The organism is Mesorhizobium sp. M7A.F.Ca.MR.176.00.0.0, assembly GCF_004023165.1.
Classification (GTDB): domain Bacteria; phylum Pseudomonadota; class Alphaproteobacteria; order Rhizobiales; family Rhizobiaceae; genus Mesorhizobium.
Genome location: NZ_RZTC01000034.1, coordinates 41,223 through 56,112, shown reverse-complemented (window position 1 = coordinate 56,112; position 14,890 = coordinate 41,223). Strand labels below are relative to the sequence as shown.

Genomic DNA, 14,890 nt, shown 5'->3' with positions numbered 1-14,890 from the left:
GCGCGTCGAAGTGCTGATCCGGCTCGTCGATGCCGCGCTTGCCGCCGAACTGGTTGCGGTTGCGGAAGCCGAAGAGGCACACCTGCCATATGTCTACGTCTTCGGCGGCGGCCATGTCGGCCAGGCGTTGGCGTCGACGATAGCACTTCTCCCCGTGCATTGCGTCGTCATCGAGACGCGGGCCGAGGCACTGGAAGGCATGCCGGAAACCGTCGAGCCGCGGTTGACGCCGATCCCCGAGTCCGAGGTGCGAAACGCTCCCGCCGGCACCGCCTTCGCCATCCTGACCCACGATCATGCGCTGGATTTCCTGATCGTCGCCGAGGCGCTGAAGCGCGGCGACACCGCCTATGTCGGCATGATCGGCTCGAAGACCAAGAAAGCGACGTTCAGGAACTGGTTCCTGAAATCAGCGGCAGGCAGCGAGGCCGAGTTTGCCCGCCTCGTCTCGCCGATCGGCGGCGATACGGTCAAGGACAAGCGCCCGCAGGTCATCGCGGCGCTGGCGGCAGCCGAGATCATGACGGCGCTGGTCAGTCACAACGCAACCTCAAGTGCCGACCATCAAATTCCGCATGGCAGGGTGATGGCAGGCTAGGCTGCGCCGCAGTTAACCGGCTGTTTCAAACCCAGTTGGTCGCGCAATGTGCGGCCCTCGTACTCCTTGCGGAACAGGCCGCGTCGCTGCAATTCCGGCACGACGAGCATCGCAAAGGCATCGAGTTCGCCGGGGAAATAAGAGGGCATGACGTTGAAGCCGTCGACGGCACCGCCTTCGAACCGCGCCTGCAACTCATCGGCCACCTGGGCCGCCGTGCCGACGATGCGCCAATGGCCACGCGCGCCGGCGAAATGCCGGGCAAGCTCGCGGATAGAGAGGCCGTCGCGGCGCGATTGCTCGATGACCAGCGCCTGCCGGCTTTTCATCCCCTCGCTCTCCGGCAGGTCCGGCAGCGGCCCGTCGATCGGATAGCGCCACAGATCGGAGATGCTGAGATAGCTGGACAGCAGCGCCACACCGACGTCGTCGGGGATCAGCGCCTGTAATTCGTCATATTTTTCACGGGCCTCCGCTTCGGTCTCCGCCACCACTGGCGCGACGCCCGGCATGATCTTGATGTCGTCAGGCTCGCGCCCGTAGGCCGCCAGACGTCCCTTGAGGTCGTCGTAAAAGGCCTTCGCTTCCTCGAAGGTCTGCGCCGCGGTGAACACCACATCGGCGGTGCCGGCGGCAAGGTCGCGGCCGACATCCGAGGCGCCGGCCTGGACCATCACCGGCGCGCCCTGCGGCGAACGCGGCAGATCGAGCGGGTCGCGAACCGAAAAGCTCTGGCCGTCATGTCCGGATCCAGAAGCGCCATCGAGCTTGCCGTTCCAGAGCCCGGTTACCACCTCGGCGAATTCGCGCGCGCGCTCATAGCGATCGGCATGGGGCTTGAGGCCGGTCGAGCCGAAATTGGCGGCCTCGACGGGGCTGGCCGAGGTGACCAGGTTCCAGCCGGCCCTGCCGCCGCTCAGATGGTCGAGCGACAGGAAGGCTCGCGCCAGGCCATAGGGCTCGTTGTAGCTTGTCGAGGCTGTCGAGACGAGGCCGATGCGGCTGGTCTGGACGGCGAGCGCCGAAAGCAGGCTGATCGGCTCGAAGCCGATCGAGCGCGAGGTCTGGCTGGCGATGCCGACATTGGCCTCGCGCAGGCCGGCGGCGTCCTCGCAGAAGATCATGTCGAACTTCGCCGCCTCCGCCGTGCGCGCCAGCTGGATGTAATGATCGATGTCTATGCCGGCGGTGACGTGTGCCTTGGGATGGCGCCAGGCCGCGATGTGGTGGCCTGTCGCCCACAGGAAGGCGCCGAGCTTCATCTGGCGAGCGGTCATCGGTCACCTCCGCCGGCAAGCCCGAGATGCGAGCGCAACGTCGTGCCGCGATAGTTCTCTCGAAACAGGCCACGCTGCCTCAGTTCCGGCAAAACCAGATCGACGAAATCGTCGAGCGCTGAAAGCTGTGCCGGCATCAGGATGTTGAACCCGTCGCAGCCTCTCGCCCGGAATTCCTTTTCCAGCCTGTCGGCGCGGGCAGCCGGCTTACTATCGGCGGTAGGCGCGACGTTCGTCAGCACTTTCACAGCGTCCGGATCGCGTCCGCACGCCGTGACACGGCGCCGGATATCGTCGTAGCGTTCTGTCGTGCCGTCCAACGGTCCGCCATCCAGCAGGATGACATCGGCGGTGCGGGCGGCAATATCCAGGTCGGCTTCGCTCAGGTCCGACAAGACGAGCACTGGCGTATCCTGCGGCGAACGGGCGACGTTCAGCGGTCCGCGCACGGAAAAGAACCCGCCCTTGTGGTCGAGCAGATGCATCTTTTCGGGGTCGTGGAAGCGGCCGCCGCTCTGGTCGAACAGCATCGCGTCCGCGTCCCAGCCCCGCCACAGACCTTGCACGATGCCGATATATTCCTCACTGCGACGGCGGAAATCGTCAGGCGAAAATCCTTCGGCCCGGCTGAAATTGGCTGCTTCCCGTGGCGCTTGCGTTATGGTTGCGTTCCAGCCACTGCGGCCATGGCTGATAATGTCGAGCGAGGCGAAACGGCGCGCCAGATTGTATGGCTGGTGGGCGACGGTCGATGCCGCGGCGACCAGTCCGATCCTGCTTGTGACAGTCGCCAATGCGGCCAGCAAAGTGGTCGCTTCGAAGGGCATCGGGCTGTTCGCGGCACCGCCGCCGGACGCCGGTGCGGAATCGGCAAGCAGCACCATGTCCAGGCCCGCTGCTTCGGCCTTTTGCACGAAACCAGTCAGGCGGCTGAATCCCGGTTCCGGCGATGGATCGGCGATCCCCGGAAACAGCGAAACGGCAAGATGCATTGTGGCGCCGCTGTCCATCGATGGTGCCTGCGAGACGAAATACCACCCGAACTATGTTCGCCACTTCAGGGGATGGCAACCGCTGGCGCTGGGCCAACCGCCGGGCACGTGGAGGCCAGCATTATTTCCCAGCTAGCAGATCGTTGATCAGTCGCTGGCAGCGCTCGGCCATGAAGTCGAGCAGCAGCCGCACTTTTGGATCCTGCAGCTTCTTGTGCGGATAGACGGCGGCGAACTGCACCGGTGTCGGCGGCGTGCTGCTCAGGATCACCTTCAGCCGCCGGTCGCGGATGAACGGCTCGACCTCAAAGCGCGGCTTGTTGATGATGCCGCGGCCTGAAAGCGCCCAGCCGGTCAGCACGTCGCCATCGTCGGTGTCGTAGGGTCCGTGTACCTCGAACTTCTGCGGGCCCGTGGGGGTCTGCAGCGTCCACACATATTCGCGCGCGCCGGAATAACGCAGCATCAGGCAGTCGTGCTTCTTGCCGATCAGTTCCTGCGGCTCGATCGGTTCGCCGCGCGCCTCGAGATATTTCGGCGCCGCCACCAGCACGCGCTCGCATTCCATGATGCCGCGCATCCTGAGGCTGGAATCCTCGATGATACCGAGCCGGAAGGCGACGTCGATGCCTTCCTTCATGATGTCGACATTGTGGTCCGAAAGCCTCAGCCTCACCTCGATGTCTGGGTATTTGTCGTGAAAATCGGGAATGCCCGAGGCCACCAACCGACGGCCGAGGCCCAAGGGGGCGGTGACGCGGATGGTGCCGCGCGGCTGACCGGAAAGCGCCGAGACCGCGGCTTCCGCTTCGGTGATCGCCTCCAGCACCTGCTTTGCGCCCCCGTAAAAAACCGTGCCATGCTCGGTCGGCATCAATTGCCGCGTCGTGCGGTTGAACAGACGCACGCCCAGGTGCTTCTCCAACTCCTTGATGCGGTTGGAGGCGACCGCCGGCGAAATCCGCATGTCGCGCCCGGCCGCCGACAGATTGCCGAGTTCGACCACGCGAACGAAGACGGCAATGTTGTCGAGATAGGCCATGCGGTTTAGTGGCTTTCCTGAGGCCGCCTTCGGGCGGCTCCCATCCTGCTGCGTGTGACTACCCTAGTATTTTCCATTTTTTTTTGAAAGTCATCGTGCACCTCGCCTCTTTCCGTTTGCGCTCCAACCCGTAAAGTCGCCCAATCGGCAGGGACGATTTCAATGATGGATTTCGCGATTTTCTGGGACTGGCTGAGTTTTGCCGTGCGCTGGCTGCACGTCATCACCGGTATCGCCTGGATCGGCTCGTCCTTCTACTTCGTCGCGCTCGACCTCGGCCTGCGCCAGCGTCCCGGCATGCCCGTCGGCGCCTTCGGTGAGGAATGGCAGGTGCATGGCGGCGGCTTCTACCACATCCAGAAATATCTCGTGGCACCAGCCGAAATGCCGGAACACCTGACCTGGTTCAAATGGGAATCCTACGCCACCTGGCTGTCCGGCTTCGCCATGCTGTGCGTCGTCTACTACGCCGGAGCCGATCTGTTCCTGATCGATCCCAACGTGCTGCCGATGTCGGTGCCTACAGGCATCCTGCTGTCGCTGGCAACGATCGGCGTCGGCTGGGTGGTCTATGATCTGCTGTGCCGCTCGCCGCTGGCAAAAAGCGATACCGGCCTGATGCTGGTGCTCTACTGCGTGCTGGTGTTCATCGCCTGGGGGCTGACGCACCTGTTCACCGGCCGCGCCGCCTTCCTGCATCTGGGCGCCATCACCGCCACGATCATGTCGGCCAATGTCTTCATGGTTATCATCCCAAACCAGAAGATCGTTGTCGCCGACCTCATCGCCGGCCGCAAGCCCGATCCGAAATATGGCAAGATCGCCAAGCAGCGTTCGCTTCACAACAATTATCTGACGCTGCCGGTGCTGTTCCTGATGCTGTCGAACCACTATCCGCTGGCGTTCGGCACTGAGTTCAACTGGGTCATCGCCTCGCTGGTGTTCATCATCGGCGTGCTGATCCGGCACTATTTCAACTCGATCCATGCCCGCAAGGGCAATCCGACCTGGACCTGGATGGCGGCACTCGTCCTGTTCATTGTCATCATCTGGCTGTCGACCGCGCCGAAGGTGCTGACCGGCGAACCCAGGGAATCGGCATCGGCGCAAATCTATGTCGCTTCGGCGCATTTCCCGGCCGTGCGCGACACCGTGCTCGGCCGCTGCTCGATGTGCCATGCGGCGGAGCCGGTCTACGAAGGCATCTATCATGCGCCGCAGGGCGTGATGCTCGACACCGACGCGGATATCGCCAACCACGCCCGCGAGATCTATCTGCAGGCCGGCCGCAGCCACGCCATGCCGCCCGCAAACGTCTCGCAGATCACCGACAAGGAACGGGCGCTGCTGGTGGCCTGGTTCGAAGGCGCGGGGAAATAGCATGACCTCGACACTCCTGCGCGGCCGCACGCTGTCCTTTGTGCGCTGGCCGCAAACCATCGACGATCATTCCGCCTGGCGCTACGAGGAGGACGGCGGCCTGCTGATCCGCGACGGCCGGATCGTCGCTGCGGGCACCTATGCCGATGTTGAAAAGCAAGCCGGCGAGGTAGCGAAAAAAATCGACCACCGGCCGCATCTGCTGTTGCCGGGCTTCATCGATGCCCATGCGCATTTTCCGCAGATGCAGATCATTGCGTCCTATGGCGCAGAACTGCTCGATTGGCTGAACACCTACACGTTCCCGGAAGAGACGAAGTTCACCAATGCCCAGCACGGCCGCCGCATCGCGCGGCTGTTCCTCGACGAAATGGTGCGCCATGGCACCACGACGGTTGCCGCCTACTGTTCGGTGCACAAGGCTTCGGCCGAGGCGTTTTTCGCCGAGTCGCATGACCGCAACATGCTCAACATCGCCGGCAAGGTGATGATGGACCGCAACGCGCCCGACGGCGTGCTCGACACACCACAATCCGGTTATGACGACACGAAGGCGCTGATCAAGGAATGGCATGGCAAAGGACGGCAGCACTACGCCATCACGCCGCGCTTCGCCATCACCTCGTCGCCGGAGCAGATGGAGATGGCGGGCGCGCTGTGCCGGGAATATCCCGATCTGCACATGCAGACGCATCTGTCGGAAAACCACGCCGAAATCGCCTTCACGCAGCAACTCTATCCGTGGTCGCGTGACTATACCGACGTTTACGAGCACTACGGGCTGTTGGGCAAAAAGAGCCTGTTCGGGCACTGCATCCATCTCTCGGAGCGCGAAGCGAATGCGCTTTCCGACAGTGGCTCGGTGGCGGTGTTCTGTCCGACCTCCAACCTGTTCCTTGGGTCCGGCCTGTTCGACTATCAGCGCTTTCGTCGTCGCGAAAAGCCGATCCGCATCGCCGCCGCCACCGATGTCGGCGGCGGCACCAACTACTCCATGCTGCGCACCATGAACGAAGGCTACAAGGTGATCGCGCTGAACGGCGAGAAGCTCAACCCGTTCCAGTCCTTCTGGCAGATGACGCGTGGCAATGCCGAGGCGCTGTCGGTGGCGGAAAAGATAGGCACGCTGGACGAGGGCACCGATGCCGACATCGTCGTGCTGGACGCCAGGGCGACGCCGGCGATGCGACTCAGGATGGAAACGGTCGAGACGCTGGCGCAGGAACTGTTTCTCCTGCAGACGCTTGGCGACGACCGCACCGTGCGCGAGGTCTATGTCGCGGGGCGCGCAGCGAAGAGCGATCTGCTATAGTGCAGCGGCAGGTGCGAGGGGAGCCCCGTCGATGACCGTCCGTCAGAATAAACTCATCGGTATGGTAGGCGGGATGAGTTCGGAATCGAGCGCGATTTACTATCGGCTGCTCAATCAGGCCGCGCATCGGCGCCTCGGCGGACATCACAATGCCAGGTCGGTCCTGTTCACGTTGGATTTCGACGGACTGAACGAGATGGCCGCGCTCGGACGCTGGGATGATCTCGCTGAAACGGTAGCCGAAGCGGCGCGAAACCTGGAAAGGGCCGGCGCCGATTTAGTGATGCTCACCTCAGTCACCGCACACCGTGTGGCCGACCAAGTGGAGGCTCAGCTTTCCGTCCCACTGCTGCATGTCGCCGATGCCACAGCGCAGGCCATTCAGTTACGGGGCTTCGCGCGTGTGGGGCTGTTGGGAACGCGATATACGATGGAGCAGGATTTCTTCTCGGGACGTCTGCGCCAGCGTCATGGCCTCGAAGTCCTCACACCGCCGCAGCAACAACGTGAAGCCTTGCACAGTATCATCATCGATGAGCTGACGTTGGGCATCGTGAAGCAGGACTCAAGGGCTGCGCTGATGGATATGGCATTAGACCTCCAGGCGCGCGGCGCGCAGGCAGTGATCTTAGGTTGCACCGAGCTTCCGCTGTTGGCCGCTTTGGACGACTATCCATTGCCAGCTTTCGACGTCACCCAACTTCATGCCGAGGCGGCGCTGGACATAGTCCTAGCAGATGGGCGCGCCTGACCCCTGACGTCTTGACCGCGCCGCGATAGTCGGCGAAAGCCAACAACGACATCGGGAGCGAGACAGTGGCCGACGACATTGAAACTATTAAAAGACAGGAAGCCACGCTCGTCTTTTCGGAGTTCGACGAGGCCATTGCCTTTGAGATCGGTACCGCGATTCGCGATAGGGCTTTGGCCGGGAACCTGCCAATCATCGTCGATATCCGGACCTTCGACCGGCCGCTGTTCTATGCTGCGCTGCCGGGCTCGAATGCTTCCAATCCCGACTGGGCGCGGCGCAAGATCAATGTGGTCAAACGGTTCCTGAGAAGCACCTATCGTATGGTGTTGGAACAGCAGCGCCCGGACCGCAGCTTCAAGATCGGCGAAGGGCTGGATATTGCCGACTACGTGCTGGCCGGCGGTGGCTTTCCGGTGACCGTCAAGGGCGCCGGCGTCATCGGGGTGATCGCCGTCTCCGGACTGCCGGAGCGCGAGGATCACGGCGTCGTCGTAGATGCGCTATGCGATCATTTGGGCGTCGACAAGCGCGGCCTGGCATTGCCTCGGGACGCCGAATGACCGTGCTCGATCCCAAGGCATTCCTGACCTCCATCTTCAACGCCGCCATCGCCGCCGCCGACCCGGAACGAACCATCCGGGATCATCTGCCGGCCAAGCCGAAGGGCCGCACCATTGTCATCGGCGCGGGCAAAGGCTCGGCGCAGATGGCGGCAGCGTTCGAGAAAGCGTGGGACGGCCCCATCGAAGGGCTGGTCGTCACCCGCTATGGCTATGGCGCGACCTGCGAGCGCATCGAGATCATCGAGGCGGCTCATCCGGTGCCGGACGCTGCCGGTCTGGAAGCCTCGCGGCGCCTGCTCGCCAAGGTCCAGAATCTGACTGAGGATGACCTGGTGGTGGCGCTGATTTCCGGCGGCGGATCGGCGCTGTTGCCGTCGCCGGCCGGCGGCTTGACGCTGGCCGACGAGATCGCCGTCAATGAGGCGCTGCTCGCCTCTGGTGCGCCGATCGCGGCGATGAACACCATCCGCAAGCACCTTTCCACCATCAAGGGCGGCAGGCTGGCAGCGGCCGCATGGCCGGCCAGGGTGGTGTCGCTGATCGTCTCCGATATTCCCGGCGACAATCCGGCAATGGTCGCCTCCGGCCCAACCGTACCGGATACAGGCAGCCGCGCCGACGCGCTGGCCTCGATATCGGCCTATCGCATGAAACTGCCGGCCTCGGTGATGGCGCATATCAATTCGCCGGCCGCCGATGCGCCAAGCCCGGACGACGAGCGTTTTTCGCGCAACGAGGTGCATCTGATCGCTTCGGCCGGGGTATCGCTGGAAGCCGCCGCTACGGAAGCGAAACGGCAGGGTGTCGAGGCCGTTATCCTCTCCGATGCCATTGAGGGCGAAGCGCGCGAGGTGGGCGGCGTCCATGCCGCGATCGCGCGTGAAGTGGCGACGCGCAACCGACCATTTTCGAAGCCGGTGTTGGTCCTGTCGGGCGGCGAGACAACCGTCACGCTACGGGCAAAAGGCAAGGGCGGCCGCAATTCGGAATTCCTGCTCGCCTTTGCTATCGGCATCAACGGCGTCGAAGGCATCCACGCATTGGCCGCCGACACCGATGGCATCGACGGTTCGGAAGACAATGCCGGCGCCTTCGCCGATGGCTCGACCGTGTCGCGCATGCGCTCGGCCGGTGTCGATGCCAAGGCCATGCTTGCCGGCAACAATGCCTGGACGGCCTTCAACGCGGTTGGCGATCTCTTTGTACCCGGCCCGACCGGCACGAATGTCAACGATCTCAGGGCAATTCTGATCAGGTAGCTGAAGCAATTCCAGGAAAAGTGTGAAGCGGTTTTCCGTCCGGAATTGCGCAAAGCAGACTGATCAGGCGGCCATCAGCCGCTTCACCTGCTTCATATCCTGCAGGAACCGTTCGCGTTCAGCCTCCTTGTCCGCGGGTTCGCGGATGCGCAGAATGAAGGAGGGATGGATGGTGATGAACACGCGCAATCCGTCCTCGCGCTCGATCACTTGTCCGCGCATCTTTGTCACCGGGATCGCCTTGCCGAGCAGCGACATCGCCGCCGTCGCGCCGAGTGCCACGGCGAGGTTCGGCTTGACCAGCTCGAATTCTTGGTCGATCCACCAGCGGCAGGCCTGAATCTCACCGGAATTCGGCTTGGAGTGGATGCGGCGCTTGCCGCGCGGCTCGAACTTGAAGTGCTTGACCGCGTTGGTGACATAGACCTTTTGCCGATCGACACCGGCATCATCCAGGATCGCATCGAACACCTTGCCGGCCGGACCAACGAAAGGTTTGCCGGCGAGATCCTCCTGATCGCCTGGCTGTTCGCCGACGAAGATCACCTTGGCATTGTCAGGGCCTTCACCGAAGACGGTCTGCGTCGCGTCGCGCCACAGCGGGCAGCGGCGGCAGCCTTTCGCTACCTCACGCAACTCGGGAATCGTGTCTGCATCATCTTCCGGTGCTTCGGCGGGCTGCTTCGGCCAATGCCGTGCCTGCACCTTGGCGTGGTGCGGCGCGGGTGTTGTCGGCATCTTCGCAATCATGTCCTTGGCGGCCTTGTCCGCTCCTGCGATCATGTCTGGAATGAGCGAAGCCTCGGGAAGGTTCCGCCAATATTTCTTCGGCATCTCCTTCTGCATGGCCTTCACCTTCAATCGCGCCGGATTGAAGATGTTCTCGAAATAGGTGCGCCAGAGCGCCTCGGTGTCGTCCTGATCCGGCGCATCGCCCTTGGCCGCGCCCGGTCCGATAGCCAGCCTTTCGCCATCCCAATCGGCGGAGGCGTAGGGCGTCAGGATCGTCCAGCGCATGCCGGTGAAACGCCTGACGAAGAAATCGGCGTTGCGCTCGACGATGAAATGATCCGGCTCGAACCAGGCGACATAACGCTCATCGGCACCGTCGCCGATTTTACGGAAGCGTACGAAGGCATGCATCTTGTGGCTGTCGCGCCGCACCGCCTTTTCCATGGCCTCAAGCCGCCTGGTGTCGGGATCCGACGCGATTTCCAGTAGTTTAGGCTCGTCGCGCAATCGCCAAAGCATTCGGTAGAGAAAGGCAAACCGGCCGGGATCGGAATGGCAGAACGCCGTTTCGGCATGCCCGATGAAGTCGCGCGGCACGACGAGTTGCGCGCCCGCAGGCACTTCAGGCAATTCTGCCTGATCAGAGCCCGGCGCGACACGCCAGCCGACCTCCTCGGGCCTGACCTCATTCAGGGCCAGCCGCCGTGCCGCGTCACGCCAGCCGGCAAAATCCGTCTCGCTATCGAGCCGCACACTGTATCTGACGAGATCAAGTTCAGCTGGCTGCATCATCAGAACAACGATAATTGTTCGCAGGAGGGGGCGATCCTGTCGCGCAGGCCGGCCTTGTCGGTCAGCGCACCAGGCGACCAGCCTTCGGCGATGATGAACGGCCTGAGCTTGGCAATCGACTGGCAGATCCGCCCGACATCCTCCAGCCGCATGCGCCGATGCCGGCGCGTCTCCAAAATCTTTGCCACCACCTTGGTGCCGAGACCCGGCACCCGCAGCAGCGCTTCGCGTTCGGCGCGGTTGATGTCGACCGGAAACTGCCCCCGGTTGCGCAGCGCCCAGGCGAGCTTCGGGTCGATGGCGAGATCGAGCATGCCGTCGCTGCTCCCGGCGAGGATTTCCGGCTGCGAAAACCCATAGAACCGCATCAGCCAGTCGGCCTGATAGAGCCGGTGCTCGCGCATCAGCGGTGGTTTCAGCAAGGGCAGCGACGATGACGAATCCGGAATGGGGCTGAAAGCCGAGTAATAGACGCGCCGCAGATGATAGCTGCCATAGAGCCGCGCGCTGGTGTGAAGGATGCCGTCGTCGGATGTCTTGTCGGCGCCGATGATCATCTGCGTCGACTGCCCACCCGGCGCAAAGCGTTCGCGCTTTTTGGTTTTCAAGGTAGGCTCGGCCTTCTCCTCCATCTTCTGGCGCAGCCTGGCCATGGAAAGCCGGATTGTCTCCGGCTTCTTCTCGGGCGCCAACCGCTTCACACCCTCGTCGGTCGGCAGTTCGACATTGATCGATAGCCGGTCGGCATAAAGCCCTGCCTTCTCGATCAGTTCGGCCGAACTTTCCGGGATCGTCTTCAGATGAATGTAGCCGGAGAACTTCTCCTCCACGCGCAGTCGGCGTGCCACCTCGACCATCTCGCCCATGGTCTCGTCCGGCGAGCGGATGACGCCTGAAGACAGGAACAGGCCTTCGATGTAGTTGCGCCGGTAGAAATCCATAGTCAGCTTCACCACCTCGTCGATGGTGAAACGGGCGCGCCGCACATTGGAGGACGAGCGGTTGATGCAATAGCTGCAATCGTAGATGCAGAAATTGGTCAGCAGGATTTTCAAGAGCGAAATGCAGCGGCCGTCCGGCGCGTAGGAATGACAGATGCCCATGCCTTCGGTGGAGCCGATGCCGCCGGATTTCAACGAATCCTTTTTTGCCGCACCGGAAGAGGCGCAGGAGGCATCGTATTTGGCGGCGTCGGAGAGGATCGCCAGCTTGTCACGGACGGTAAGTGCACTCATATGTTCATGATATGTTCTAAACAGGAGATCCGCTACCTCATTTGATGGAGGCGGCGAAAAAGTGATCGCCGCCCATCATGAATCCATCAAACCTCGTGCAGATAGAGGTGGTAATCCAACTCGCTGACCGTGCGTGCCACACGCAGGTACTCGGACTGCTTGATCGCCACGAAGGTCCTGTGCAGGTCTTCGCCGAGCGCGTTCTTCAGGAAGTTGGACGTCCGCGCCGCTTCGATCGCGGCGCGCCAGTCGACGGGCATGGTTGTGCGCGTGACCGCTGCCTCATAGCCGTTGCCTGTCGTTTCAGGGCCGGGGTCGAGTCCTTCATCCATGCCCTTGATGATGCCGGCGAGCACCGTTGCGGCGATCAGATAAGGGTTGGCGTCGACGCCGGACGGCCGGTGCTCGATGCGCCGGTTCTTGGCGTCGCCGGCCGGCACACGCAGCGCCACCGAGCGGTTGTTGACGCCCCAGGTCGGCGCCACCGGCGCATAGGATTGCGAGACGAAACGCCGCCAGGAATTGGCATGCGGTGCAAACACCAGCATCGATTCCGCCATGGTCTGGATCAGGCCGCCGAGCCCCTGCAGCAGCGGCAGCGACCAGCTCTCGCCCCCAGCTTCGGCAAAGACGTTTCGGCCGGCCTTGTCCTGCAGCGAAACATGGAAATGCATGCCCGAGCCGGCATATTTCTCGATCGGCTTGGCCATGAAACAGGCGGTGACGCCATGGCGGCGCGCCTGCGCCCGCACCAGCCGCTTCAGCATGACCAGATCGTCGGCCGCCCGCATCACATCCTTGCGGTAGTTCAGCGTCAGTTCGTACTGGCCGGGCGCATATTCGGAAATCACCGTCTCGGCCGGAATGCCTTGCGCCTTGGCCGCCGCATAGATGTCGGAAAACAGCGGCTCCATGCCGTGCAGATGGTCGACCGAATAGACTTCGGTCTTGCCCGAGACGCGGCCATCGAGCACCGCGCGCGCCGGCTGCACCTTGCCGTCAGCGTCGCGTTCGTTGGCCAGCAGGAAGAATTCGAGCTCGAAGGCGCCGGCGGGATAGAGACCCTTGGCCGCCAGGATCTCCACCTGCCGAGCCAGCGCCAGGCGCGGATCCGACGACATCGGCCGGCCGTCGAGCATGTACATCGCCATCAGCAACTGGCCGCGGGGCGGGCTCGTACCGTAGAGCGGCACCAGCGTGCCGGGGATCGGCCATGCCCTAAGGTCGCCATCACCGGTCGTCCAGATCAGTCCGGTCTCGTGCACATCCTCGCCGGTGATGTCGAGGCCGAGGATCGAGATCGGCATATGGCGGCCGCCCTCGAAGATGCTCTTCAGTTCATGCCGGCGCACGATCTTGCCACGGCCGACGCCATTGGCATCGGTCAGCACGATATCGAAGGCCTCGATCTCGGGATGGGCATCGAGAAAGGCGTGCGCCTCGGCAGGTGTCGAGCCCGAAGGTGAGGTTATCATGGCGTTGGGGTGGTCCATCGCCGCTTGTCTCATGCCGCAAGCTTCGCCGCAACCGCGCCGAAGGCGGTGATCAGCCGGTTGACCTGGGCAGCCGAGGTCGCCGGCGAGATCAGCATCATGTTGTGGAAGGGTGCGATCAGCACGCCGCGATTGACCAGCGCGACATGGATGGCGGCCTCCAGTTCCGGTGCATGCGCCATTTCCGCCTCGGCGCCATTGCGCAGCGGACCGGGCGCACAGATGAACTCGACACGAGCGCCGACGCGGGAAACATGCCAGGGCAGGCGATAGCGATCGATCACGCCGGTCAGCCCGGCATCGAGCCGCCGCGCCAGATGATCCATGCGGTCGTAGTTTTCCTGCGTCATCACCTCTTCGAGCGTGGCGCGCATCGCCGCGAACTGCAGCGGGTTGGCCGAGAGTGTCGTGCCCATGCCGGAATAGCCCGGCTCCTTGGTCCTGTTGTAATCCGCGTAGCGTGAGGCAACGTCGTCGCTCATGCCCCAGACACTGGCCGGCACGCCGCCGGCGATCGGCTTGCCCAGCACGAAGAAGTCCGGGTCGAGACCATATTTCCTCGTGTAGCCGCCGGGGCCGGTCGAGATCGTGTGCGTCTCGTCGATCAGAAGCAGCGCGCCGGTTTGGCGTGTCAGTTTGCGCAGGGCGTCATGGTAGCCCGGATCGGCCAGCACCATGCAGGAATTGGTCAGCACCGGCTCGGCGATGACGCAGGCGACGTCCTTATCCCTAAGCGCGGCTTCGAGTGCTGAAACATCGTTGAACTCGATGACCTTGGCCGTGCGGGTCAAGTCGCGGAACTCGCCCGCCAATCCTGGCCGGTTGACGGGCTTGCCGTCGATCAGCCGCACCATCGTTTCGTCGACCGAGCCATGATAGCAGCCGTTGAAGACCAGGATTTTTTCGCGGCCGGTGACGGCACGGGCAACGCGCAATGCAAAGCGGTTGGCGTCGGTCGCCGTCGTCGCGATCTGCCAGAACGGCAGGCCGAAGCGCTGCTGCAGCAGCGGCCCGATGGCCAGCGCATCTTCCGAAGGCAGCATATAGGTCAGGCCGCGTCCGGCCTGCCGGCGGATGGCGCGAGCCACCGGTGGCGGCGAATGGCCGAACATCGAGCCAGTGTCTCCAAGGCAGAAATCGTCGAGCTTGTTTCCGTCGATGTCGGTGATGTTCGCGCCCCTGGCGTTGTCGACCAGGATCGGGAACGGCGTCGGCCAATCGTTCATCCAGTGCATCGGGACGCCGCCGAAGAAGCCGGGCAGGCCGTTGCCGATCTTGGCTTGCGATTTTGGCCGCGCCTTGCGGAAGGCTGCCCCCTCGGTTTCGCGCAAATCGGCAATGCGGTCGCGGCCGATGCCGCCGATGGACGTGTTGGACGTGTCGCTGTGCATGAAAACCCCTCTGGTCGATCCCTCTTAGCCAATCCGTGTCCGCATCCGCAATTGGCCGCGCATCTGCCCT

The 14,890-nt window shown here is 63.2% G+C and carries 13 protein-coding genes; 6 read left to right on the top strand and 7 right to left on the bottom strand.

The annotated features are described in order from the left end of the window. Window positions 1-598, top strand: a 598-nt coding sequence (xdhC, locus tag EOB59_RS14005; RefSeq protein WP_128288585.1) for a xanthine dehydrogenase accessory protein XdhC, incomplete at its 5' end; no start/stop codon positions are given. Here the strand turns inward: xdhC and EOB59_RS14000 are convergent. The 3 genes from EOB59_RS14000 to EOB59_RS13990 form a co-directional block, all read right to left on the bottom strand. Next, complete coding sequence (locus EOB59_RS14000; RefSeq protein WP_128288584.1) at window positions 595-1,875, bottom strand: LLM class flavin-dependent oxidoreductase; 1,281 nt, start codon at window positions 1,873-1,875, stop codon at window positions 595-597. The genes xdhC and EOB59_RS14000 overlap by 4 nt on opposite strands. Then, window positions 1,872-2,885, bottom strand: coding sequence for an LLM class flavin-dependent oxidoreductase (locus tag EOB59_RS13995; RefSeq protein ID WP_128288583.1), 1,014 nt, complete (start codon window positions 2,883-2,885; stop codon window positions 1,872-1,874). Before EOB59_RS13995 ends, EOB59_RS14000 begins: the two co-directional genes overlap by 4 nt. A gap of 103 nt (window positions 2,886-2,988) precedes the next feature. Continuing rightward, window positions 2,989-3,909 carry a LysR family transcriptional regulator gene (locus EOB59_RS13990; RefSeq protein ID WP_027039874.1) on the bottom strand — a complete coding sequence of 307 codons (921 nt, stop codon included), beginning with the start codon at window positions 3,907-3,909 and terminating at the stop codon, window positions 2,989-2,991. Window positions 3,910-4,071: 162 nt separating this feature from the next. On the opposite strand from EOB59_RS13990, the gene EOB59_RS13985 reads away from it, so the two are divergent. The 5 genes from EOB59_RS13985 to EOB59_RS13965 all read left to right on the top strand — a co-directional run bounded on the left by EOB59_RS13985 (window position 4,072) and on the right by EOB59_RS13965 (window position 9,177). Next, a complete protein-coding gene (locus EOB59_RS13985) occupies window positions 4,072-5,289 on the top strand; it encodes a urate hydroxylase PuuD (protein WP_128288582.1) in 1,218 nt (405 codons plus the stop codon). Between the two features lies 1 nt (window position 5,290). Continuing rightward, window positions 5,291-6,601, top strand: coding sequence for a guanine deaminase (gene guaD / locus EOB59_RS13980; RefSeq protein WP_128288581.1), 1,311 nt, complete (start codon window positions 5,291-5,293; stop codon window positions 6,599-6,601). A gap of 31 nt (window positions 6,602-6,632) precedes the next feature. Continuing rightward, window positions 6,633-7,352 carry an amino acid racemase gene (locus tag EOB59_RS13975; protein WP_128288580.1) on the top strand — a complete coding sequence of 240 codons (720 nt, stop codon included), beginning with the start codon at window positions 6,633-6,635 and terminating at the stop codon, window positions 7,350-7,352. 65 nt (window positions 7,353-7,417) lie between these two features. Beyond that, window positions 7,418-7,915: a heme-degrading domain-containing protein gene (locus EOB59_RS13970; protein WP_127395588.1), complete on the top strand. Its 498-nt coding sequence runs from the start codon at window positions 7,418-7,420 to the stop codon at window positions 7,913-7,915. Then, on the top strand, window positions 7,912-9,177 hold the full coding sequence (locus EOB59_RS13965) for a glycerate kinase (RefSeq protein ID WP_128288579.1): 1,266 nt from the start codon (window positions 7,912-7,914) through the stop codon (window positions 9,175-9,177). Before EOB59_RS13970 ends, EOB59_RS13965 begins: the two co-directional genes overlap by 4 nt. Window positions 9,178-9,240: 63 nt before the next feature. Here the strand turns inward: EOB59_RS13965 and EOB59_RS13960 are convergent, their stop codons facing one another. The 4 genes from EOB59_RS13960 to EOB59_RS13945 form a co-directional block, all read right to left on the bottom strand. Continuing rightward, window positions 9,241-10,698, bottom strand: a complete 1,458-nt coding sequence (locus EOB59_RS13960) for a UdgX family uracil-DNA binding protein (RefSeq protein WP_128288587.1) — start codon at window positions 10,696-10,698, stop codon at window positions 9,241-9,243. A 2-nt stretch (window positions 10,699-10,700) separates the two neighbouring features. Beyond that, on the bottom strand, window positions 10,701-11,936 hold the full coding sequence (locus tag EOB59_RS13955; protein WP_128288578.1) for a putative DNA modification/repair radical SAM protein: 1,236 nt from the start codon (window positions 11,934-11,936) through the stop codon (window positions 10,701-10,703). Between the two features lie 86 nt (window positions 11,937-12,022). After that, complete coding sequence (locus tag EOB59_RS13950) at window positions 12,023-13,429, bottom strand: glutamine synthetase family protein (protein WP_128288586.1); 1,407 nt, start codon at window positions 13,427-13,429, stop codon at window positions 12,023-12,025. An 11-nt stretch (window positions 13,430-13,440) separates the two neighbouring features. Then, a complete protein-coding gene (locus tag EOB59_RS13945) occupies window positions 13,441-14,820 on the bottom strand; it encodes an aspartate aminotransferase family protein (protein WP_128288577.1) in 1,380 nt (459 codons plus the stop codon). Between the last annotated feature and the right edge of the window lie 70 nt (window positions 14,821-14,890).